This is a genomic window from Polynucleobacter sp. IMCC30063 (assembly GCF_021395235.1).
GTDB lineage: Bacteria > Pseudomonadota > Gammaproteobacteria > Burkholderiales > Burkholderiaceae > Polynucleobacter.
In genome coordinates this window covers 145,525-168,093 of record NZ_JAJVCQ010000001.1, presented here as the reverse complement: position 1 = coordinate 168,093, position 22,569 = coordinate 145,525, and the positions used below count along the sequence as shown (strand labels likewise).

Here is a 22,569-nt window from a genome sequence, read left to right as displayed (position 1 = left end):
TCTCTATTTAGCTGGAGCAGGAATGAATACCGTAGCTGATTTCAATTTAAATGATTTTGTCGCAACTCGCTGCGCAATCGCTGATATTTCCTTAGCAAGTTTTGGCCGTAAAGAAATTGCGATTGCTGAAACCGAAATGCCCGGCTTAATTGCAATTCGTAATGAATTTGCGGCAGGTCAACCACTGCGCGGAGCTCGCATTACCGGTTCTTTGCATATGACCATTCAAACCGCTGTGCTCATTGAGACCCTAGAAGCGCTTGGCGCTGAAGTGCAGTGGGCCTCATGCAATATTTTTTCCACCCAAGACCATGCTGCAGCTGCAATTGCCGCTAATGGCACTCCTGTATTTGCCATTAAGGGTGAATCACTCGAGCAGTATTGGGATTACACCCACCGTATTTTTGAGTGGGCTGATGGCGGCTTCACCAATATGATTCTGGATGATGGTGGCGATGCCACCTTGCTGCTACACCTAGGCGCAAAAGCCGAAAAAGATCAGGCAGTCTTAAACCACCCGACTAGCGAAGAAGAGACTATTTTATTTGCTGCCATTAAACAGAAACTGGCGAGTGACCCAACTTGGTACTCAACCCGTTTAGCTAAAGTTGAGGGCGTTACTGAAGAAACAACTACCGGTGTACACCGTTTATATCAAATGTTCGCTAAGGGTGATTTACGTTTTCCAGCTATTAATGTCAACGATTCGGTCACGAAAAGTAAATTCGATAATTTATACGGTTGCCGTGAGTCTTTAGTTGATGCGATTAAACGCGCTACTGACGTGATGATTGCCGGCAAGGTGGCAGTTGTATGCGGTTATGGCGATGTCGGTAAAGGTTCTGCTCAAGCCTTACGAGCATTGTCCGCGCAAGTTTGGGTAACTGAAGTCGATCCTATTTGCGCCTTACAGGCAGCCATGGAAGGTTATCGGGTTGTGACGATGGACTATGCTGCCGACAAGGCCGATATTTTTGTTTCGGCAACGGGTAATTACCATGTCATTACCGAAGAACATATGAAGCTCATGAAAGACCAAGCGATTGTTTGTAATATTGGCCACTTTGATAATGAAATCGATATTGCCGGCATTGAAAAATATCAGTGGGAAGAAATCAAGCCACAAGTCGATCATGTGATTTTCCCAGCTGCGAATGGTAAGCCAGAAAAGCGCTTAATTATTTTGGCTAAAGGGCGTTTAGTTAATTTAGGTTGTGGTACTGGTCACCCTTCTTATGTGATGAGTTCTTCTTTTGCAAACCAAGTGATTGCCCAAATTGAATTGTGGGGCGCTGTCGGTACCAAGAAATATCCGATTGGCGTTTATACCTTGCCTAAGCATCTAGATGAAAAGGTCGCCCGTTTACAGCTGAAAAAATTAAACGCGCAATTAACTGAACTTTCTGCTCAGCAGGCAACGTATATTGGTGTAAGCAAAGAAGGCCCATATAAGCCTGAAAATTATCGTTATTAAGCGAGCAAAACTTCTCAATTTGCAGAACAGGCCAAGATTATGGAACTGAGCGTCGAATTTTTTCCGCCAAAAACAAACGAGGGTGAGGAAAAATTACGGCTCGTACGCGAGCGTTTAACCGCCGAGCTTAAGCCCGCTTTTTACTCGGTAACTTTTGGCGCTGGCGGTTCGACACAGGCAGGCACTTTAAAAGTCGTCAGTGAAATTCACACGGCTGGCCAAATGGTTGCACCTCATTTATCTTGTGTCGGCAGCTCTAAAGAAAACGTTCGAATGATGTTGATGCAATATCGTGATTTAGGCATTCATCGCCTCGTCGCCTTGCGTGGCGATCTGCCTTCAGGAATGGGGCAATATGGTGAGTTTCATCATGCCAATGAGTTAGTAGAATTTATACGTGCCGAAACAGGTGATTGGTTTCATATCGATGTCGCCGCCTATCCTGAAATGCATCCGCAAGCGCGCTCACCAGCCAGCGATGTTGCTTTCTTTGCGCAAAAAATGCAGGCGGGTGCAAATTCAGCCATAACCCAGTATTTTTTTAATAGCGATGCCTATTTTCGTTTTGTCGATGAGGCTTTTGCGCTAGGTGTGACTCAACCCATTATTGCGGGCATCATGCCCATTACCAATAGTAGTCAGTTAATTCGTTTCTCTGATTCTTGTGGCGCAGAGGTACCGCGCTGGATTCGTCTACGGCTTTTATCTTACGGCGATGATGTTGCATCGATTCGCGCATTTGGTGAGGAGGTCATTACCGATCTCTGCGATCAACTGCTTGTAGCGGGAGCGCCCGGTTTCCATTTTTATGCTTTAAACCAGGCAAATGCTATTTTGGCAATTGCCAATAATTTAAGTCTCGGCCAACAATAATACGCACTCAAGTAAGCCCCAGCACTTATTGGTGCAGTCCCGATTCGGTGAGCAAATAAGTTAAGGCTTGATCGTGGGCTTGAGGCTTCCATTGAGACGGGCTTAATTCTTGCCAATCGAAGCCAACCCCAATATTCATCGTGCTTGGCTTGCGGGTTTTGAGGGCTAGCAGGGTGCGATCAAAGTAGCCGCCGCCATAGCCAAGACGCCAATAACGTGAGTGACCATTTTCTTGTGATCGCGACCATCCTACAACGGGCAGAAGAATGCAATCGGGATCTATTTTCGGGCGCTCTAGGTTGTGGGGGTTAGGCTCGAGAATGCCAAAATTATTTTTAATCAATGCATCGCCACTGCGCCATTCATAAAAATCAAGTTGCTTATTGGCTAGCCCTAAAGGCAGGGCTAACTTTCGAGAGCTAGCCTGTTGTGCCCAATGTATTAGGGCGGGACGAAAATCAACCTCATTGCGGATGGGGCTATATAGTGCAATGGATTCAATACCTGCTCCCGGCCCAGCTAGAAATTGATTTAGCGCCAAAATCAGCCTATCCTTTAAATCAATGTAGTCATTCGCGCGCGTGAAAGCGATACGCTGCCCAAGCAAATCTTTGCGGAGCTCTTGGAAGGGATCAATTGTCATGGTAAACAGTATTATGTTGAAAGAATAGAAAGTCAATTTAACATGCAGCAATCCAATCGGCTTGTCGACCAGCCAATGCAAGAGTTAGTACCAAAGCAGAATTTAAGTAAAAAATGGCTACTAGACCTAGTAGCAGGGCTTTTATGCATGGCTTTATTAGGTGTTACCGCTGTCGAAGCGGCAACTAAAAAGTCTAAGTTACCGCAATCCTATGCCAGTAAAATAAATGCGGATGAGCTAAGTCCGGCTGACAAGGAATTTATTGATTTACGTGAAGCAGCTAAGCGTAATGATGTTTTTCGTGCCCAGCAATTGGCTAGTAGTCTCGCCAATTACGAGTTTGACGATTATGTCACCTACTTTAGAATAAAGCCGCAACTTTTTGATGTTGGCGGCGCTGCCCGGGCCGATACTTCAGCTGACAACCAGGTTAAGGCCTTTTTAAATCAATATCAGGGAACTGCGCTAGCCGATCGGATGCGCAATGACTGGCTATTGGTTTTGGGGCGTAGAAAAGATTGGAGTAATTTTGATGCTGAGTATGCCAAGTTTGTCTTGGATGACGATACTGCGGTGAAATGCTATGCCCTTCAATCTCGCTTAGCAAAAGGAGAAAGCGCAGAAAAAGTCAGCATCGAAGCAAAAGCCGTGTTGATTGATCCCCGTTATTTTGGGCAAGCCTGCCAAGAATTAGTACCGCTCTTAGTGGCAGCGAATGGCCTGAGTATTAGTGAGGCAAAGGCAGTTGGGCGGGCGGCTGCAGAAATGGGTTATGACACGATGTCGCGGCGTATTGGCGGAGAAGATCCCATTGCCGAGATAGTGAAGAGTGCGAGCAAAGATCCGCGTAAAACATATAACGACTTTTTGCAAAATAGCAGCCGCTTCAACAAAGAAAATCAAGCCCTTGCCTGGGGTGTTATTGGTCAATTTTTAGCTAAAAAATTAGACCCCAAAGCAGATGATGCGTATCGTGAACAACAAAATTTAGGTTTTAATGAATTACTTTCAACCGAATCACAAGAATGGAAAGTACGCGCGGCACTGCGCGCCCAAGACTGGGTCTTGGTTAAAGAGGCCATTGAGGGGATGAATCCGGCAGTGCGCCAGCGAGACCCCGCTTGGACCTATTGGTATGGGCGTGCACTGAAAGCAACGGCCGCCCAAGATCCTAAAATTGAGCAGCGGGCGCGTGAGCAGTTTGAAGCCATTCAAGATCAATTTAATTTCTATGGGCAATTAGCGCGTGAAGAGCTAGGCAAAGGTGCGCATAGCGCCACGGTGCACTCCAAGATTGCCGAGCAAGATGTCAAGGCATTATCAGAGCGCCGGGGTTTTAATAGGGGTGCGAAGCTTTATGCCATGAATTTACGCTTTGAAGGCAATCGCGAGTGGAATTGGGAGTTGCGGGGCATGACAGATAAGCAACTCATCGCTGCTGCTGAATACGCCAAACGAGTACAACTGTTTGATCGGGTTGTTAGTTCAGCCGATCGAACCAAAATCGACCATGATTTGAGTTTACGTTACCCCATGCCTTTTCGTGATGAGCTAACGCCAATTGCCCGTGAAATCAATTTAAATTTAGCTTGGGCTTATGGGCTGATCCGACAGGAATCCCGTTTTATCATTAATGCTGCCTCCTCAGTCGGCGCATCTGGACTAATGCAGGTCATGCCAACTACGGCCAAGTATGTGGCAAAAAAAATTGGCATGAATTCATTTACCGCTGAACAATTAAAAGACTCTAATACCAATATGATCTTGGGAAGCAATTATTTAAATATGGTTTTACTAGACCTCGACGGTTCTTGGGTATTAGCCTCGGCAGCTTATAACGCGGGCCCATCAAGGCCAAAACAATGGCGTGAAAAATTAGAACGACCTGTAGAGGGGGCGATTTTTATTGAGACGATTCCGTTTAATGAAACGCGTACCTATGTTAAAAATGTCCTAGCCAATGCTAACTATTACACCACGGTGATCTCAGGACAAACACCATCTCTTAAGCAACGCCTTGGGGTGATTGCGCCTAAAACTGCAAATCAAAGCGAGTTACCATGAAATATCAAATTTTATTAATTGGTGGTAATGGATTTGTGGGGCGTGTACTCGCTCGTAAACTGCAAACGGCAGGCTATTCAGTCTTATTGCCAACCCGTCATTTAGCTGCCGCGCGCGATCTGCGCTTGTTGCCCAATATTCATCTCCAAGAAGCCGATGTCAATCAAGCCCAAGTAATTCAGGCGCTTTGTTCCCAACTCACTGAACAGGGCGCGGTGATTAATTTAATCGGCATGTTGCACGATCGGCCCGCCCAGCCCTACGGCAAGTTTTTTCAGCAGGCGCATGTCGATTTACCCCGCAACATCATTGCCGCAATGAAGGCAAATAAGTTAAAACGCTATTTACACATGAGTGCCCTAGGCGCAGATACTAATGGCCCCTCAATGTATCAACGCAGTAAAGGCGATGGTGAAAAATTAGTGAAAGAAAGTCATTTAGATTGGACTATCTTTCGACCCTCCGTAATTTTTGGGGCAGAGGATCAATTTATTAATCTCTTTGTTAAGCTAACTAAAATTTTTCCGGTCATTCCCTTAGCCCATTCGACGGCTTTATTTCAACCTGTAAGTGTGGATGATGTCGCCACGGCTTTTATTCAATCGTTACAGCGCCCGCAGACCATTCATCAGGTTTTTGATTTAGTCGGCCCAGAAATTTTCTCGATGGCCGACCTAGTTCGATTTGCTGCTCGTAAAGCGGATGCCCCAGGCTGGATTATTCCTCTGCCAGCGGCAATCGGCTATTTGCAGGCTTTGGCTTTTGAATATGGTCCAGGCCCCACCCTCATGTCGCGCGATAATATTGCTTCAATGCGTTTACCTAATGTATTACCTAGCAATGGGCGCGATGCCCTCACCCTCGATTTTGGCCTTGCTCGTAAGCGTCTAGAAAGTATGCTGACGTGAAAATATATGCTGTCGGCGGCGCCATTCGCGATGCTTTATTAGGCTTGCCAGTGCATGATATTGACTATGTTGTAGTGGGCTCTAGCCCTGCTGAAATGAGTGCTTTGGGGTATCGACCAGTAGGCAGTGAATTTCCGGTGTTCCTGCATCCGACTACGCAAGCAGAATATGCTTTAGCGCGCACCGAACGTAAAACAGGTCGAGGTTATCAGGGCTTTACATTTCATGCTGAACCCGATGTCAGCTTGGAGGAAGATCTGGGGCGACGTGACTTAACAATTAATGCGATGGCACAAGCGCTGGATAGCGCGGGGCAATTAAGTGGGCCGATTATTGATCCATATGGCGGCCAAGCCGATTTAGCAGCCCGCATATTGCGCCATGTTTCGCCTGCATTTGCCGAAGATCCTTTACGTTTATTACGGCTGGCGCGGTTTGCAGCAGCGCTGCCTAGCTTTGCAATTGCACCAGAAACAATGCAGGTAGCGCAAACCATTGTCCGCTCTGGCGAGTTACAAGATTTATCGGCTGAGCGAGTTTGGCAAGAAATATCACGCGGTTTTGGGTCTACTCAGCCCTTACGGATGCTTGAGGTGTTTCAGGCAACGGGGGCAGCGGCAATACTGCTGGCTCACGGCACAGAGGAGCAGCTCGCCGATGTGCAGGCGGCAAAAGCCTTAGCAATAGCGCTGAATTTAATTTCGCTCAGTGAAAATAAAGCCGCCGATGTTTGTGCAGTCGTATTAAGTAATTTATCTTCTGCCGATATTACCCAATGGGCCGAACACGTGCGCATGCCGCATCGAATTCGTGACTATGCCATTCTTTTTTCTGCTTTACGGAATTTAGTATTGGCAGGCCCGCTGAGCGCACATGGGGTAATGACTTGGTTTAATCGGGCTGATGTCTGGCGCAAACCCGAACGTACCCATGCACTCTTGCATTTACTGCAACAATTGAATTATCTTACCGAGCCTTTACGATTAGCATTAGAGGCCGCGCAAGCGGTTGACGCTGCACAAATTGCGCAGGCGAATACGCGCCTGCAAGACCTCAATACTCAGTCAGTTGGCGCCCAGAACAATCCGGGGGAGGCGATTCGAATCGCCATCGAGGCAGCTCGCTTAAAGGCCATTGAGCCTTATTGCTAACTCGCCTTAACTTATTTAACTAGAGGCGATTGCGTCCACCTAAACCTGGCAATATCGATAAATCCTTTGCTAAGGGAAAAAAAGTGCGTAGGTTTTTGGTAAAAGCAAAGACTTTAAAAAGCTCACCCATTTCTGCTTCCGATAATAATTTTTGGAGTGCTTGAGAAATGGGTAAAAATTGTTTTGGATTATTTGGATTGCCAGCTTGTAAAGCTAAATCGCTAATGCCCGCCTCCAGCAGAAAACTGGCCTGATTATTTAGATAAAGCGCATCTGCGCCAGCATCTATTGCTGTGTTACTAACGCCACTCCATTCAACATGGCTAGTTAAATCACATAAACCTGGCAGATAAAAGGGATCAGTAATGCTATGGTGGCGATGGTGAACCATAAGCGACCCCGCTTGACGCTGCGGGTGATAAAACTCATGAGCCGGAAAGCCATAATCAAAACTTAAAAATAAGCCGGTTTGTAAGCTGCTAGCGAGCGTGTGAATCCAGGCATTTGCTTGGGGATGAATTTCCGTGGTGTAGTCTTCAGGAAAGTTATCGGTATTTTGCAAGTTTTGGGGTAGCCAGTCCGTCGGCACCTCTCCACCAGTTGACCACTGCAACTGCTCAGCTACAACACCAACGCCTTGAAAAAACCAGCGACCTTGCTGCAGCTTGATGACTTCACAAGATAAAGCATCTAAAACTTCATTCGCTAAGATGATGCCAACAAATGCATTGGGCATTGCTTGTAACCAACCTAGTTCAGTGTGCCAAGCATGCTGCTTTTTGGCTTCTGCTAAGCGCGCTTGTTGGCGTTTTGCCAGATCGGGCGAAATTTCCAGAAAGTCATAGTGCGCCAGCGGCGCCCCAAGTTGGGTGAGCTGCTGCACAAGGGTTTCTGCCAGTTTTCCGCTGCCAGCACCAAACTCTAAAATACGGGTTGGTAAGCCGGCTTGCTGCAGGGTATGCAAGCAGGGAGCTAAACATGCGGCAATGGTTTGGCCAAATAGGGGTGTTAGTTCGGGAGCGGTAATGAAATCGCCCGCAGGGCCAAATTTAGGCAAACCAGCACTGTAATAGCCATATTCCGGGGTATATAGCACCATTTCCATGTAATTTGAAAATGGAATCCACCCCCCATTTTGGCTAATTTTGGCCTTAATTTTTTGCTGGAGTAACTGGGTGCGCTCCATTTCTGATCTGCTCAAGGTAATATCCATAACTCACAAGTCTAAGAGAGTTTCAGTTTGCATGAGCATTAGCCCTTCCAACCAACACCCAAATCGGCCCGTATTAATTACCGGTGCCGCTAAACGCTTGGGTCGCGAGATCGCCCTTGAGTTTGCTCGGCAGGGCTGGGATATTGCTTTACATTACGGTCATTCGCATGCTGAAGCCCAGGCTACCCAAGCTGAAATTACGTCACTCAACCGTCGTTGCTTAATCTTTCAAGCCGATTTAACCATGGAAGCCGACATACAGCAGTTATTTACGAGCGTTGAGACGGCTTTTGGTCCATTAGCGTGTTTAGTTAACAGCGCCGCTAGCTTTGAATACGATCGGCCCAGTTCGCTTGAAAATCCTTTGCGAACCCCATTTTTGCTTGACACTATGAAGTTGAATTTAGCAGCGCCCATTTTATTAACCCAGTTAATGTATCTGCAGCAAAAAACCCAATCTAGCATTACCAGCAATACAGAGCGCACTTTTATACCGGCCGCTATTCAATTACTTGATCAAAAATTAATCAATCCCAATCCCGATTACTTTTCCTATACGCTTTCAAAATATGCACTACAAGGCGCAATCCAATTATTAGCCTTAGATTTTGCTCCGCAACTGCGTGTTGTCGGTCTAGCTCCTGGTATTACGATGCCTTCGGGCGACCAAACTCCATTGGGATTTTCTCAGGCACATCAAATGACGCCCTTAGGAAGATCATCAAGTGCGGAAGATATTGGCAAAGCAGCGGTATTTTTAGCCACCGCTAAAGCGATAACTGGCACTACACTTTACGTTGACGGGGGCCAACATTTATTCCCCTCTACCCGCGATATTATGTTTACCACACCTTAGGTCAAATTTATGCAAGTCACTCATCCCCTCCTAAATCTAATGGAGTACCGACGTTTATTTTTAGAAGATTACGAGGTATATATCAACATTGGCGTGCATGATCATGAAAAGAAAGCCGAGCAGCGCGTGATTCTCAATGTCGATTTGTATATTCCAATTCAAATCAATACGCCTAAAGAAGATCGCTTAGAGGAAGTCGTTGATTATGACTTTATGCGGGAAACCATACGCTTACGCACCCAAAAGGGCCATATTCATTTACAAGAAACTTTATGTGACACGATAGCCGATGCGATGCTGGAGCACCCGAAGGTGGTTGCAGTGCGCATTTCTACTGCAAAGCCCGATGTTTATCCCGACTGCGCTTCGGTGGGGGTTGAAATTTTTCGTATCAAGCCAACTTAATAAGTTATAGGCCGAATAAAATGGATGCCCGCAAAGTTGTATTTGAGGAAAATAAGCTAGAAAAGAAATTAACTCGCATGGTTGGCCAAGCGATTGGTGACTTTAATATGATCAGCCCTGGCGACACGGTAATGGTCTGCGTCTCTGGCGGCAAAGATAGTTACAGCTTACTTGATATTTTGTTGAAGCTCAGAGAGCGAGCACCAATTCAATTTGACATCATTGCGGTTAACTTAGATCAGAAGCAACCTAATTTTCCGACCGCTACATTACCTAATTATTTGGCTAGCCTACCTGTCCCATTTCATATTGAGACACAAGACACCTATAGTATTGTGAAGCGTGTGATTCCCGAAGGGAAAACAACCTGTGGCTTGTGTTCGCGTTTGCGGCGTGGCATCTTATACCGCGTTGCGAGCGAGTTAGGCGCAACTAAAATTGCTCTAGGACATCATCGTGACGACATTTTAGAAACCTTCTTGCTGAATATATTCTATGGCGGAAAATTAAAGGCGATGCCGCCTAAATTGCGTTCTGATGACGGTAAACATATTGTGATTCGTCCACTGGCCTATGTGCCAGAGCGCTTACTTGAGCGTTATGCTGGCGTCATGCAGTTTCCGATTATTCCCTGTGATCTTTGTGGCAGCCAACCCAATTTGCAACGCGGTGCAATGAAGCAAATGTTACGCGATTGGGAGAAAAAAAATCCTGGTAGAGTCGAAAATGTGTTTCGCGCACTGCATCAAATTGTGCCTTCGCATTTACTTGATAGCACCGCATTTAACTTTAAAAATCTTGAATTAGCCGAAGCGCTAGCAGGCTTCATGCCCGAACGTGATGGGGATAAAGCGTTTGATGAGAGCACTCCAGCACTGCCTACAAATATAAGCGGCCCTCTAGGCACTTATACTGCAAGCTTATGAATATCGTTATTCTGGCAGCCGGACAAGGTCAGCGCATGCGCTCTGCCTTGCCTAAAGTAATGCAAAGATTGGCTGGTAAGCCCATGTTGCAGCATGTACTTGAAACTGCCTTGAGTATTAGCCCCAAAACAGCTCCACTGGTAGTCATTGGCCACGGTGCGCCGCTCGTAAGCCAATTTTTAATGACTTTTGCAGAACAAAATAAAGCCACCTTAAAACTCGCCACCAAAATAGATACCGTTTTACAGGCCAAGCAAAATGGAACGGGACATGCCTTATTGCAAGCCTTGCCCAAATTAAACCCAGCTGTGCCAACCCTAGTTTTATATGGTGATGTACCTTTAATTAGCCCCTCGACCTTAAAGCGCTTAATTCAATTGGCCGATGGTGTTGCGGGTCAAGATTCAGCTTTAGCCCTATTGACGCAAGACATGGTAGATCCTCAGGGGTACGGCCGCATTATGCGCAATTCTGCAGGTGAAGTAACGGCTATTGTTGAAGAAAAAGACGCCACTCGGCAGCAACGCACAATTCAAGAAATTAATACCGGCATGATGGTGTTGCCAAGCCAGCATCTAAAGCATTGGCTCAAGGCTTTAAAGGCTAGTAATGCGCAGGGAGAATATTATTTAACCGATGTAATTGCGATGGCCGTTAAAGATGGCGTACCGATTCGCACTACCCAGGCCACGAATGTATGGGAAACGCTTGGCGTTAATGATCGCGCTCAACTAGCCGCCTTAGAGCGGATTGCTCAGCAGGAAATTGCGAGCAATTTATTAAGTAATGGCGTTTCTCTCGCCGATCCTACGCGCCTTGATGTGCGGGGTAAATTAACATGTGGTCAAGATGTCTTCATTGATATTGGCTGCGTGTTTGAGGGCGACGTTTCCTTAGCAACAGGGGTTCAGGTCGGGCCTAACTGTGTTTTAAGAAATACCCAAGTTGGCAAGCGCGTAATAATTCAAGCCTTTAGCCATCTAGATGGGGCAATAATTAGTGATGATTGCAGCATTGGCCCCTACGCACGTTTACGGCCTGGCGCTAATTTAGCTAACGATGTTCATATTGGTAATTTTGTCGAAGTAAAAAATAGTCAATTGGGTGCGCACAGTAAAGCTAATCATTTAGCGTATGTGGGTGACGCCACCGTGGGCAAGCGCGTGAACATTGGGGCGGGCACAATTACTTGTAATTATGATGGGGTTAGCAAGCATCAAACCATTATTGAAGATGATGTCTTTATCGGCTCAGATACGCAACTGGTTGCTCCAGTTAAAGTAGGGCGCGGAGCTACATTAGGTGCGGGCACCACCTTAACTAAAGATGCTCCTGCAAATCAACTGACCGTATCACGCACTAAACAAGTTTCAGTGCCATGGCAACGTCCAGAAAAAAAAGTACTTGCAAAGAAAAAATTATCAAGCAAGGGAAAAAAATAAATGTGCGGAATAGTTGGTGCAGTGTCAGCACATAATGTCGTTGAAATTCTCATTGAGGGTTTACGCCGCTTAGAGTATCGCGGCTACGACTCTTGTGGGTTTGCCCTGATTAATGCAGCAAACCCCCTGCATCCAATTGAGCGGGCCCGCACTACTGCGCGCGTTGCCGATTTAGCTGCGCAAGCCAATCAATTTTCAGGCACGCTAGGTATTGCACACACCCGCTGGGCCACTCACGGTAAGCCAGATACGGAAAACGCGCATCCCCATATTTCACAAAATTTGATTGCGGTAGTGCATAACGGCATTATTGAAAATTATGAAAGCTTACGCGCTGAATTAATGCAAGCAGGCTACATTTTTACTTCAGAAACTGATACCGAGGTCATTGCCCATTTAATTCACCAAGTTTATGCCGCACAAGTCGAACGAAATTTAGCTTTGGCAGTACGGTTGGTGTTGCCCCGTTTGTATGGCGCTTATGCGATAGCGGTAATAGCGCAAGACAATCCGCAAACCCTGATTGGCGCCAGAGCGGGATCGCCCTTGGTTGCAGCATTTGGCCGGCAAGAAAATTTCTTAGCATCAGATGCGCTAGCACTAGCGGGTAAAGCTGAATCGATGCTTTATTTAGAGGAGGGCGATATTGCTATCGTCACAAGCAGCACCATTCAAATAATAGATCATGACGGGGTAATTTTAACGCGTGAAAGTAAGCCCATGCCAGCACAGGCTGAGGCCGTTGATTTAGGCCCTTATCGCCATTTCATGCAGAAAGAAATTTTTGAACAACCCCGCGCTATTGCAGATACCTTGGCGAATGTGAGCAGCTTTGGTCCAGAATTATTTGGCGCTAACCCGCAGCAGTGGTTAGAGTTTGAGCAAATTTTAATTTTGGCTTGTGGCACGAGTTATTATGCCGCCTGTGTTGGTAAGTATTGGCTTGAAGACTTAGGTGGTATTTCAACGCAAGTTGAAATTGCTAGTGAGTATCGTTATCGAAAAACGGTTTCCAAGCCAAATACCTTGGTAATCGTGATATCTCAATCGGGGGAAACTGCCGATACGCTCGCTGCTTTACGTCACGCTAAAAGTTTGGGACAGCGTTTTACGTTGGCAATTTGTAATGTGGCTAGTAGTGCAATGGTGCGTGAAACACCATGGCATTTTATTACTAAAGCGGGTACTGAAATTGGCGTAGCCTCAACCAAGGCCTTTACCACGCAGTTAGTGGCGCTGTATATATTAGCTGCCTCTATTGCCAAGCGTGCTGGGGCCTTAAATCCCGAGGCAGAAAAAGACTTACTACGTCGCTTGCGCCGATTGCCTAAAGCCTTATATGCGGTTTTGGCTCTCGAGCCACAAATCATTGCTTGGAGCGAAGCATTTGCGAAATGTGAAAACGTGCTTTTTTTAGGACGTGGTTTGTACTATCCCATTGCCCTCGAAGGTGCTCTTAAGTTAAAAGAAATTTCTTATATTCATGCCGAGGCTTATCCTGCTGGTGAGTTAAAGCATGGGCCGTTGGCGCTAGTAACCGAAAAAATGCCGGTTGTTACGGTTGCGCCCAATGATGCTTTATTGGAAAAATTAAAATCGAATATGCAGGAAGTCAAAGCCCGGGGCGGGGTGTTGTATGTGTTTACCGACCGCGATACACAAATGAAAAGTAGTGACGGTATTCATGTCATCGGCCTGCCCGAGTACTATGGCGATCTCTCGCCCATCTTGCAGGTGGTCCCCCTGCAATTATTGGCTTACCATACTGCTTGTGCGCGGGGTACCGACGTCGATAAACCCCGTAATTTAGCTAAAAGCGTGACGGTGGAGTAGTTCATTTAATCCCTTTAAGAATCAGGGGAAAATGCACATTTGTGTTTAAATAAGCTTGGTGAATATTTTGTTTAGCCCCCCCTCTATTGGCCCTCATAATCAAGTTCGCTATTTAGCGCGCCTGCTATTAGCAGTATCTCTGCTAGGTATTTTGGCTGCCTGTGCGGTGGGGCCCGACTTTAAGCAACCCGATGCGCCTAAAGTGGGCACGTTAACTGAAAAGCCTCTTCCTGCTAAATTAGCAACGACCCCAGATGTTCCGGGTGGTAGCGAGCAAACTTTAGTTGAAAGTAAAGACATCCCGGCAAAGTGGTGGGAGCTATTTAAATCCCCCGAGTTAGATGTATTAATTCGCAAAGCCCTAGAGCAAAACCCAAACTTAGCTGCAGCTGATGCCGCCTTGCGCGCAGCAAAAGAAAATGTTAGCGCTCAAATTGGCGGTCAGTATTTTCCTAAAATTGGTGGCAATGCAAGTGCCACTCGCGAACAATTGCCGTATGCGGTGTATGGACTGCCGCGCGGGGATCCCATTTATGATCTCTACAACACCACAGTGAATATTAGTTATGTGCCTGACTTTTTTGGCCGGGCGCGCAGAACAGTAGAAAATGCTCGTGCTCAAGCTGAGATTAGTCAATACCAACTTGAGGGCGCATACCTGAATTTAACGTCGAATTTAGTAACTGCTGCAGTACGCGAGGCTCAATTGCGTGCGCAATACCAAGCTACTAAAGAAATTTTAGAAGCACAAACTTATTTTGCTAATATTATTAAACAGCAACTCGAAATTGGCAGCGTATCTAAAGTAGACCTCACTTCTCAGCTGGCTTTAGTGGCAAGCTCGCAGGCAGAATTATTGGTGTATGAAAAAAATGTTGCTTTTGCGCGTAATCAACTCGCTGCTTTAACGGGCGAATTTCCGGGAAGTGCAGTTATTAAAGGTTTTAATTTAAGTGATTTGCATCTACCAGACCAGCTACCACTGTCATTGCCTTCAAGTTTAGTGCGTCAACGCCCCGATATACTTGCCGCTGAGTCGGTAATGAAATCAACCAACGCTTTAGTTGGCGTAGCCACTGCCAACTTGCTGCCACAAATTACTTTGAGTGGCGCTGAGGGTAGCGCAGCCTTAACCACCGGCGCTTTATTTGGGCCCACTGCTGCGCTTTGGTCCATTGCTGGCGGATTATTTCAGCCACTCTTTCAGGGCGGCCAATTATTAGCGCAGCGCCGCGGTGCCATGGCCAATTATGAGCAAGCCGTATTTCAATATCAAGCCGCAGTGATCACTGCCTTTCAGCAGGTTGCGGATGCGCTCCAGGCTTTAGATGCTGATGCAAAGGCTTTAACTGCTGCTACCGATACTGAACGCTATGCCAAAGAAACACTCAATTTGGTACAACATCAATATCGTCTTGGAACCGCTAGTTATTTGCAGGTGCTGTACTACCAAACCCAATATCAAAATGCCAAAATTCGCTCTTTGCAAGCGCAAGCACTCCGTTTTTCTGATACCGCAGCTTTATTTACAGCATTGGGCGGGGGCTGGTGGAATCGAGAAGGACCTGCTTATCAAGCTAAAACAATTGCTAGTAGCGAGAGTGCCCTAGGCGCGTCTGTCGAAGGTACTCCCACAGCCACTTCGGCAGCCTCTCCACTTACTTCGGCTGAGTTACCCATTGCAAATGCCAACCTGATCGTTAAATAATGAAGCTTCTTGAAACCCTTAAAACTAAAGTACTGCTGTTACTAAAGACTTGGCAAGTGCGCGAAAAATTGTATCTCTTGTGGACCAAAATAAAAAATACCTATGCGCGTATAGCTCAGAAACTGCGCCCCTATCAGCGCTTTAAAAATACGCGTGCCTATGCCAAATTAATGGCGATGACAGAAATGCGCCGCCGCATGACGGTGATGTTGGTGGGTGTTTTTTTACTGCTGGGGTTAATTTTTGTCTTTAATCAGACTAAAACGATGCTAATTAAGCATTTTATTTCCAGTGCAGGTTTGCCGCCTGCCGCTGTTTCTACTACGGTTGTTCAATACGAGGAGTGGCAACCCATGCTAAGTAGTGTGGGTAATATGCGCGCCTATCGCGGGGTTGAATTGAGCACAGGAGTAGAGGGCTTAGTCGAGCAGGTGCCGGTGAAGTCGGGCATGGATGTGAAAGAAGGTAGCTTGTTAATCAAGTTAGTCGATGCTGCTGAAGTAGCCCAATTGCAATCATTAAGGGCCCAAGCTGAATTAGCTAAAGTGATTAATGAGCGCGATAAACAGCAATTGGCAATTCAGGCTATCAGTAAAAATGTTTTTGATACCAGCGCAGCCGACGCGAAGTCAAAACGGGCACTGGTACAGCAACAAGAGGCACTAATTGTTAAAAAGAATTTAAAGGCCCCTTTTAGCGGCCGCGTTGGAATTGTGACGCTGAACCCAGGACAGTACGTTGGCGCTAGTGAGAAGTTAATGACCTTACAAACGATTGACCCGATATTTGTTGACTTTACTTTGCCACAAAGCGCAGTTAGTACTATTGCGGTTGGCCAATCGATTGCGCTATCGACTGATGCATATAAAGGTATTGCATTTGCTGGAAAAATTACAGCAATTAGTCCTAAGGTCGATTTAAATACGCGCAATATTCAAATTGAAGCCTTGTTAGCTAATCCGGATAAGAAAATTTTGCCGGGCATGTTTGCTAATGTAAATATTAATTTAGGCGATAAAGTCAAACTACTTACTTTGCCTTTAACCGCTGTAAGCTATAACCCTTATGGCTCTACTGTATTTATAGCCAAGAAAACTGAGCGCCTTGGAAAAGATGGCCAGCCCGTGATTGAAGCCCAGCAAGTATTTGTCACAACTGGCTCAACTCGGGGTGATCAGGTCGCGATTACCAAGGGTATAGAGGCGGGAGCTACCATTGTCACTAGCGGCCAACTAAAATTAAAAAACGGCACGCCTTTAATCATTAATAATAAAGTACTCCCCGCCAATTCTCCTAATCCAAAGCCTCAGGAAAATTAGTGTTGATGAATGCAATTAGTCATTATTGTCTACGCTGGTGGCTAGCGTGATGAATTGGACCGATCTCTTCATTCGCCGGCCCGTTCTATCGGTGGTGGTAAGTAGCCTGATTTTAATTTTTGGTTTGAAGGCTGTAACGACTTTGCCAGTTAATCAGTTCCCGCAAACCCAAAATGCGGTTGTTACCATCACTACGGCATATTTTGGAGCAGATCCAGAAACCATTGCAGGATTTATTACTCAACCGCTTGAATCAGCTATTGCTCAGGCGCAGGGTATTGATTATTTATCCTCAGCCAGCATCAGCGGCATCTCTACCATTACCGCAACCTTGCGGCTCAATTACGACTCCAATAAAGCCTTAACTCAAATTAATACTCAAATTGCCTCAGTGCGTAATCAATTACCACCGCAGGCACAACAACCTGTTTTAACAGTGCAATTGGGGCAATCAACTGCCGCCTTATATATGGGTTTTTATAGCGATGACATACCCAACAACAGTATTACGGATTATTTATTGCGGGTTGTCAAACCGAAACTCGATTCCATTGCTGGCGTGCAAAACGCTGAAATTTTAGGTGGTCGGAAGTTTGCCTTAAGGGCTTGGTTAGACGCTGATCGGATGGCCGGTTTAGGGGTTGGGCCAGATGATGTATATAACGCTCTAGCGGCCAATAACTATTTATCTGCCGTTGGCAGCACAAAAGGCTCGATGGTTGCGGTTGACTTAGTTGCGGGTACCGATTTACATAATTTAGCTGAATTTCGTAAGCTCATCATTAAACGTAATGGCGTAGACCTAGTTTATTTAGATCAAGTTGCCAATGTCAGCTTAGGTTCTGAAGATTACAACACCAATGTGGCTTTTAGTGGTAAAAAATCAGTCTTCATTGGAATCAAAGTAGCGCCAGAGGCCAATTTATTAGATGTGGCTGCACGAATTCAAGCAGCCTTCCCACCTATTCAAAAACAATTGCCTACTGGCTTGACCGGCAAAATTGTGTACGACTCTACTGCCTTTATTAATACCTCAATTGATGAAGTTATTAAAACATTAGTCGAGGCATTAGTCATCGTAACGGCAGTGATTTATTTATTTTTAGGTAGCTTTCGGGCAGTTTTGGTACCCCTTATTGCTATGCCGCTGTCCTTAATCGGCGCATTTTTTATGATGCAAGTATTGGGCTATTCGATTAATTTATTAACCCTCTTAGCCTTAGTTTTGGCGATCGGCTTGGTCGTTGACGACGCTATTATTGTGGTCGAAAACGTCGATCGCCATATGAAAGAAGGTAAATCGCCACTCGAGGCAGCATTGATTGCAGCAAGAGAATTGGGCAATCCCATTTTAGCCATGACCATTGTATTAATTGCGGTCTATATTCCCATTGGCTTTCAAGGTGGCTTAACCGGTGCGCTGTTTACAGAATTTGCCTTTACTTTAGCCGGAGCGGTGGCTGTTTCGGGCGTGGTTGCCTTAACGCTTTCGCCGATGATGTGCGCACAAATTTTTACTGAACAGCAAGAGGCCTCACCCTTTGTTCAAAAAATCGATTTGGTATTTGAGCGCTTTCATCATCGATATCAAGCGCTGCTTCGTAGTTTATTAACAACTTGGCAGGTCGTCATTGTCATGGGCGCATTTTTATTAGTAGGTGTAGCTTATTTATATGCTACAGCTTGGTCTGAATTAGCGCCTACAGAAGATCAGGGCATTGTCTTAATGCAAGCTGCAGGCCCGCCCAATTCAACGGTTGATCAAATGCAAATGTATGCAAATCAACTATATCAAATTGCTAGCGCCGAACCAGAGTATGCGCAAATGTTTCAAATTACTAGTCCGACATCTAGCTTTGGCGGCGTACTTTTAAAAGATTGGGCGCAACGCAGTCGAAGTGCTAGCGCCTTTCAGCAAGATATGCAAAAAAAGTGGAATAGCATTGCTGGTGCACGAGTGGCTGTGTTTCAGTTTCCCGCTCTTCCTGGCGCCCAAGGGCTACCAGTTCAAGTGGTCATTAATACAACCGAATCATACGAAAATTTAAATGAAGTATCGCAGGCCGTACTCGATAAAGCCCGCAAAAGTGGGATGTTTTTCTTTGTTGATACCGATTTAAAAATTGATAAGCCACAAGACGTACTCGAGATAGACCGAGAAAAAGTTGCTGCTTTAGGAATGACCCAAAAAGATGTTGGTAGCGCACTTTCAGCCGCATTGGGCGGAGGATTTGTCAACTATTTTTCTGTGGCTGGCAGATCTTATCGGGTCATTCCTCAGGTAAAACAAGTAGATCGCTTAAACCCCGAGCAAATTTTAGATTACTATATTCGCACTCCCAGCGGCAATATGATTCAGGCGCGTACGATTGCGTCGATTCGACAACGGGTTGTGCCGCAGTCAATTAATCATTTTCAGCAATTAAATTCTGCCACGATCTCGGGAGTTAGCACCCCATTCGTTTCACAGGCCGAAGTATTAACCTTTTTACAAAATGCCATCAAAGAAGCTGGACCTAGTGGCTATAACATTGATTATGCAGGCCCATCACGGCAATTTATTGCCGAGTCAGGCGGTTTCTTGGTAACCATGTTCTTTGCGATTTTGATTGTATTTTTGGTGCTTGCAGCTCAGTTTGAAAGCTTTCGCGATCCCTTGGTGATTTTAGTTTCGGTACCGCTTGCTTTATTTGGCGCCTTAATTTTTATTAATCTTGGCTTCACCACTGTCAATGTTTATACCCAGGTTGGTTTAGTGACTTTAATGGGCTTAATTAGTAAGCATGGTATTTTAATTGTGCAATTTGCTAATGAGTTACAAATGGCCGGCCGCAATAAATTAGAAGCCATTATCGAAGCAAGCAGTGTGCGGTTGCGGCCAATTTTAATGACCACTGCAGCGATGGTTTTGGGTGTAGTACCGCTGGTAATTGCTTCTGGGGCTGGGGCAGCAGGTAGACAATCGATGGGAATCGTAATTTTTACTGGCCTATCGATTGGCACCTTGTTTACTTTATTTGTCGTGCCAGCGATGTACCTCTTTATTGGCGCCGATCACCACGCGAATAAATTTAAACAAAGCGCTATTTAAATTTAGGTAATTAGGGTTTACTCACCATTAATTCAGTTTCTGCAATAGTGGCAAACTGAGTTTCGGTTTGAATGCGCTTAAACCATTTTTCTAAATGTTCATATTGTGGGCGCGCCGGCAATTGCTCAGGAAATGTCTCTGCTAATAAAATCCAGCGATTAACGCAAATGGCTAAAGGAATATCGCCTAAATTAAAGCGTTCACCCGCACAAAAAGCGTGCTCTTGTAAGCAAGCGTTAAGGATGCCAAGATATTGATGGGTATCGGCAAAGCCTTTACTAATGGCGGCATAGTTACGTTCCGCTTCTGGCACACGCGTCAGCCCCAGAAAGGGCAGACGTAAGGCGGGCCAAAGAGTTGAAATTTGCCAATCTAACCATTTATCTGAGCTGGCTTGACTAAGATTGTCGTTAGGAAAATAAGTTCCAGCCGCATCATAAGTGCGAGCCAAGTAGCGCAAAATTGAATTCGATTCCCACAGAGTGAGCTGGCCATCTTGTAAGGTTGGGACCAAACCATTGGGATTCATTTTGAGATAGTCGGGGGTCGTATTAATACCAAAATGTAAGCCCGCATCAATACGTTCATAGTCACGCTGCTCTTGTCGTTGGAGCTCAGCTAAGCACCATAATACTTTTTGAACATTGATTGAACTTTTCCTACCCCAGAGTCGCATCATGAAATAATTATCCTTATTGTGATTGGCACTATTTTTTTATTCCTTGGCCACGTGTTTAATACCTGATAGCTCGCTACGATGAAACAGCAGCGGGGCTTTAGCAGGGTCATGGGCAAGATCATGAATTTGGGCAACAATAATAAGGTGGTCGCCACCAGGGTAAACAGCCACGGTTTCACATTCAAAGTGGGCTGCACAGCCTTGTAAAAAGGGGATACCACTGGCATTAAGTAGATGATTTACTGTGGCAAATTGACCGGTGCGGCGTTTGGCAAAGGTGATTGCGAGATCTTCTTGAGCATGATTCAGTACATGAATAATATGTTGAGCACCCACCGAAAAAGCAGCCGCTAATGGGGATTGTTTCGCAATCGACCATAAAACTAACGGGGGATTCAGCGAAACGGTATTGAAGGAGCTAATGGTGATGCCGATTGGCGCTTGCGTAGCATCAAGCCCAGTAATTACCGTGACGCCAGTGGGAAAAGCAGCGAAACCCTGACGTAAATCCTCGGATGAGATCGGCTTATTAATTACAGAACTGGGCATGCAGATTATCTTGAGCTAGCCATTTATGATTTATTGACTGCGGCGGGAGTGGGCGTAGCGCCGCCAGTAGGGATAACAGTTCCTGGTATGGGGGTTAGCACTTCATTGTCTTCAGCCTTCACGCACTTAAACCGATACTCTTTACTATTTTTAGAGAGAAAACTTGCGCCTAGATAAAAATCGTTTTTACATACTTTAGTTGCAAAATTCATGACTTCTTGCGGGTCTGCGCTGGAATTAATGAGTCGCATATTTCCCATTGACATACTTAATTCCGTTGAAAAACAAGCGCTTAGCAAGAGGCAGCTAAAAGTAGCGGTGAAGAGTAGAATTTTTTTCATGGTAAACCTCATATGCAATCGTGCTCGTAGAATAAACCGTTTAAGTAAAGTTGTTAATTTTAAGGAATTTTAATGTTTAAAGCGATCTTGATTAATAAAGACGAAAAAGGCTATCGTGCCGACTTGGCCGAACTCGACGAGACCGATTTACCCGCTGGCGAAGTGTTGGTTAAGGTACTGTATTCCACCTTAAATTATAAAGACGGCCTTGCCATTACTGGCAAAGGCCCTGTTGTCAGGGCATTTCCGATGGTTCCAGGCATCGATTTTGCTGGCGAAGTACTCGACAGTAGTAGCCCAGATTATCAGCCTGGAGATCAGGTTATTTTGAATGGCTGGGGGGTGGGAGAGGGGCATTGGGGCGGTTTAGCCCAAAAGGCGCGGGTTAAGGCCGAATGGCTGATACCCCTGCCCAAGGGCTTGACCCCGAAGCAAACCCTGGCAATTGGTACGGCTGGCTATACCGCCATGTTGTGTGTCATGGCCCTGCAACAGCATGGCTTGCAGCCTAGCGCTGGTGAAGTTTTAGTCACCGGGGCAGCAGGGGGGGTGGGTAGTTTTGCCACGATGCTCATGAGCAAACTGGGTTTTACGGTAGTCGCTAGTAGTGGTCGACCAGAAGAAAGCGCATATCTACATCAGCTGGGCGCTAGCGAGGTCATTGAGCGGGCCAGTTTATCAACTCCAGGTAAACCCCTTGCTAAAGAGCGCTGGGCTGCGGTTATCGATAGCGTGGGTAGTCATACCTTAGCTAATGCATGTGCGGCAGTTAAAAGCAATGGTGCAGTTGCTGCGTGTGGTTTAGCCCAAGGCATGGATTTTCCAACTACCGTAGCCCCATTTATTTTGCGCGGCATTACTTTGTATGGCATCAATAGCGTTACCGTAGATAAGGCGAAACGTATTTCAGCTTGGGAGCAATTAAGTCAGCTTTGCGACTTCACCATCGTCAACGCAATTGCCCACGAAATTAGCTTGGCCGAGGCTATTCCGCTAGCGGCTGATTTAATTGCTGGCAAAATTCGTGGACGTTTAATTGTGGATGTGAATCGCTAAGAATGCGCTTTTACTCTTAATATAGCGGCTATCGTGAA

At 45.8% G+C, this 22,569-nt stretch carries 18 protein-coding genes and 1 pseudogene; 14 read left to right on the top strand and 5 right to left on the bottom strand.

What is annotated here, in order from left to right; genetic code table 11:
* Nucleotides 1-22: 22 nt before the first annotated feature.
* On the top strand, nt 23-1,474 hold the full coding sequence (gene ahcY / locus LZG75_RS00850) for an adenosylhomocysteinase (protein WP_233924422.1): 1,452 nt from the start codon (nt 23-25) through the stop codon (nt 1,472-1,474).
* 33 nt (nt 1,475-1,507) lie between these two features.
* Nucleotides 1,508-2,347: pseudogene (metF, locus tag LZG75_RS00845) on the top strand (methylenetetrahydrofolate reductase [NAD(P)H]); the annotation flags it as partial.
* Between the two features lie 25 nt (nt 2,348-2,372).
* Here metF and LZG75_RS00840 read toward each other — a convergent pair.
* Complete coding sequence (locus LZG75_RS00840; RefSeq protein ID WP_233924424.1) at nt 2,373-2,990, bottom strand: 5-formyltetrahydrofolate cyclo-ligase; 618 nt, start codon at nt 2,988-2,990, stop codon at nt 2,373-2,375.
* Between the two features lie 147 nt (nt 2,991-3,137).
* Here LZG75_RS00840 and LZG75_RS00835 point away from each other — a divergent pair, with 147 nt between their 5' ends.
* Genes LZG75_RS00835 through LZG75_RS00825 form a run of 3 tightly spaced genes read left to right on the top strand, consistent with a single transcriptional unit; the run spans nt 3,138 to nt 7,113 of the window.
* Complete coding sequence (locus tag LZG75_RS00835) at nt 3,138-5,054, top strand: transglycosylase SLT domain-containing protein (protein WP_370635391.1); 1,917 nt, start codon at nt 3,138-3,140, stop codon at nt 5,052-5,054.
* Complete coding sequence (locus LZG75_RS00830; RefSeq protein ID WP_233934784.1) at nt 5,051-5,962, top strand: complex I NDUFA9 subunit family protein; 912 nt, start codon at nt 5,051-5,053, stop codon at nt 5,960-5,962. Before LZG75_RS00835 ends, LZG75_RS00830 begins: the two co-directional genes overlap by 4 nt.
* Nucleotides 5,959-7,113 carry a polynucleotide adenylyltransferase gene (locus LZG75_RS00825; RefSeq protein ID WP_233934783.1) on the top strand — a complete coding sequence of 385 codons (1,155 nt, stop codon included), beginning with the start codon at nt 5,959-5,961 and terminating at the stop codon, nt 7,111-7,113. Before LZG75_RS00830 ends, LZG75_RS00825 begins: the two co-directional genes overlap by 4 nt.
* 19 nt (nt 7,114-7,132) lie before the next feature.
* Here the strand turns inward: LZG75_RS00825 and LZG75_RS00820 are convergent, their stop codons facing one another.
* Entirely contained in the window at nt 7,133-8,314 is a 1,182-nt protein-coding gene (locus LZG75_RS00820; RefSeq protein ID WP_233934782.1) for a class I SAM-dependent methyltransferase, read from the bottom strand.
* A 43-nt stretch (nt 8,315-8,357) separates the two neighbouring features.
* Here LZG75_RS00820 and LZG75_RS00815 point away from each other — a divergent pair, with 43 nt between their 5' ends.
* The 8 genes from LZG75_RS00815 to LZG75_RS00780 all read left to right on the top strand — a co-directional run bounded on the left by LZG75_RS00815 (nt 8,358) and on the right by LZG75_RS00780 (nt 19,906).
* Nucleotides 8,358-9,182, top strand: a complete 825-nt coding sequence (locus LZG75_RS00815; protein WP_233924429.1) for an SDR family oxidoreductase — start codon at nt 8,358-8,360, stop codon at nt 9,180-9,182.
* Nucleotides 9,183-9,191: 9 nt separating this feature from the next.
* Nucleotides 9,192-9,587: a dihydroneopterin aldolase gene (locus LZG75_RS00810; RefSeq protein ID WP_233924430.1), complete on the top strand. Its 396-nt coding sequence runs from the start codon at nt 9,192-9,194 to the stop codon at nt 9,585-9,587.
* 20 nt (nt 9,588-9,607) lie between these two features.
* Nucleotides 9,608-10,513 carry a tRNA 2-thiocytidine(32) synthetase TtcA gene (gene ttcA, locus LZG75_RS00805; protein ID WP_233934781.1) on the top strand — a complete coding sequence of 302 codons (906 nt, stop codon included), beginning with the start codon at nt 9,608-9,610 and terminating at the stop codon, nt 10,511-10,513.
* A complete protein-coding gene (glmU, locus tag LZG75_RS00800) occupies nt 10,510-11,955 on the top strand; it encodes a bifunctional UDP-N-acetylglucosamine diphosphorylase/glucosamine-1-phosphate N-acetyltransferase GlmU (RefSeq protein WP_233934780.1) in 1,446 nt (481 codons plus the stop codon). The genes ttcA and glmU overlap by 4 nt, the downstream gene beginning before the upstream one ends.
* On the top strand, nt 11,956-13,788 hold the full coding sequence (glmS, locus tag LZG75_RS00795; protein WP_233924433.1) for a glutamine--fructose-6-phosphate transaminase (isomerizing): 1,833 nt from the start codon (nt 11,956-11,958) through the stop codon (nt 13,786-13,788).
* 58 nt (nt 13,789-13,846) lie between these two features.
* Nucleotides 13,847-15,496 (top strand): efflux transporter outer membrane subunit, encoded by a 1,650-nt coding sequence (locus LZG75_RS00790; protein ID WP_233924434.1) that lies wholly within the window; start codon nt 13,847-13,849, stop codon nt 15,494-15,496.
* A 176-nt stretch (nt 15,497-15,672) separates the two neighbouring features.
* The gene (locus LZG75_RS00785; protein ID WP_233924661.1) at nt 15,673-16,815 is read left to right on the top strand and encodes an efflux RND transporter periplasmic adaptor subunit; all 1,143 of its coding nucleotides are present in this window, start codon (nt 15,673-15,675) and stop codon (nt 16,813-16,815) included.
* 49 nt (nt 16,816-16,864) lie between these two features.
* Nucleotides 16,865-19,906 (top strand): efflux RND transporter permease subunit, encoded by a 3,042-nt coding sequence (locus LZG75_RS00780; RefSeq protein WP_233924435.1) that lies wholly within the window; start codon nt 16,865-16,867, stop codon nt 19,904-19,906.
* A 10-nt stretch (nt 19,907-19,916) separates the two neighbouring features.
* On the opposite strand, the gene LZG75_RS00775 is transcribed toward LZG75_RS00780, so the two are convergent.
* Genes LZG75_RS00775 through LZG75_RS00765 form a run of 3 tightly spaced genes read right to left on the bottom strand, consistent with a single transcriptional unit; the run spans nt 19,917 to nt 21,400 of the window.
* The gene (locus LZG75_RS00775; protein ID WP_233934779.1) at nt 19,917-20,585 is read right to left on the bottom strand and encodes a glutathione S-transferase family protein; all 669 of its coding nucleotides are present in this window, start codon (nt 20,583-20,585) and stop codon (nt 19,917-19,919) included.
* A gap of 36 nt (nt 20,586-20,621) precedes the next feature.
* On the bottom strand, nt 20,622-21,134 hold the full coding sequence (locus LZG75_RS00770; protein WP_233934778.1) for a flavin reductase family protein: 513 nt from the start codon (nt 21,132-21,134) through the stop codon (nt 20,622-20,624).
* A gap of 23 nt (nt 21,135-21,157) precedes the next feature.
* Entirely contained in the window at nt 21,158-21,400 is a 243-nt protein-coding gene (locus tag LZG75_RS00765; protein WP_233934777.1) for a hypothetical protein, read from the bottom strand.
* Nucleotides 21,401-21,547: 147 nt separating this feature from the next.
* Here LZG75_RS00765 and LZG75_RS00760 point away from each other — a divergent pair, with 147 nt between their 5' ends.
* Nucleotides 21,548-22,531 carry an MDR family oxidoreductase gene (locus tag LZG75_RS00760; protein WP_233934776.1) on the top strand — a complete coding sequence of 328 codons (984 nt, stop codon included), beginning with the start codon at nt 21,548-21,550 and terminating at the stop codon, nt 22,529-22,531.
* Nucleotides 22,532-22,569 lie beyond the last annotated feature (38 nt).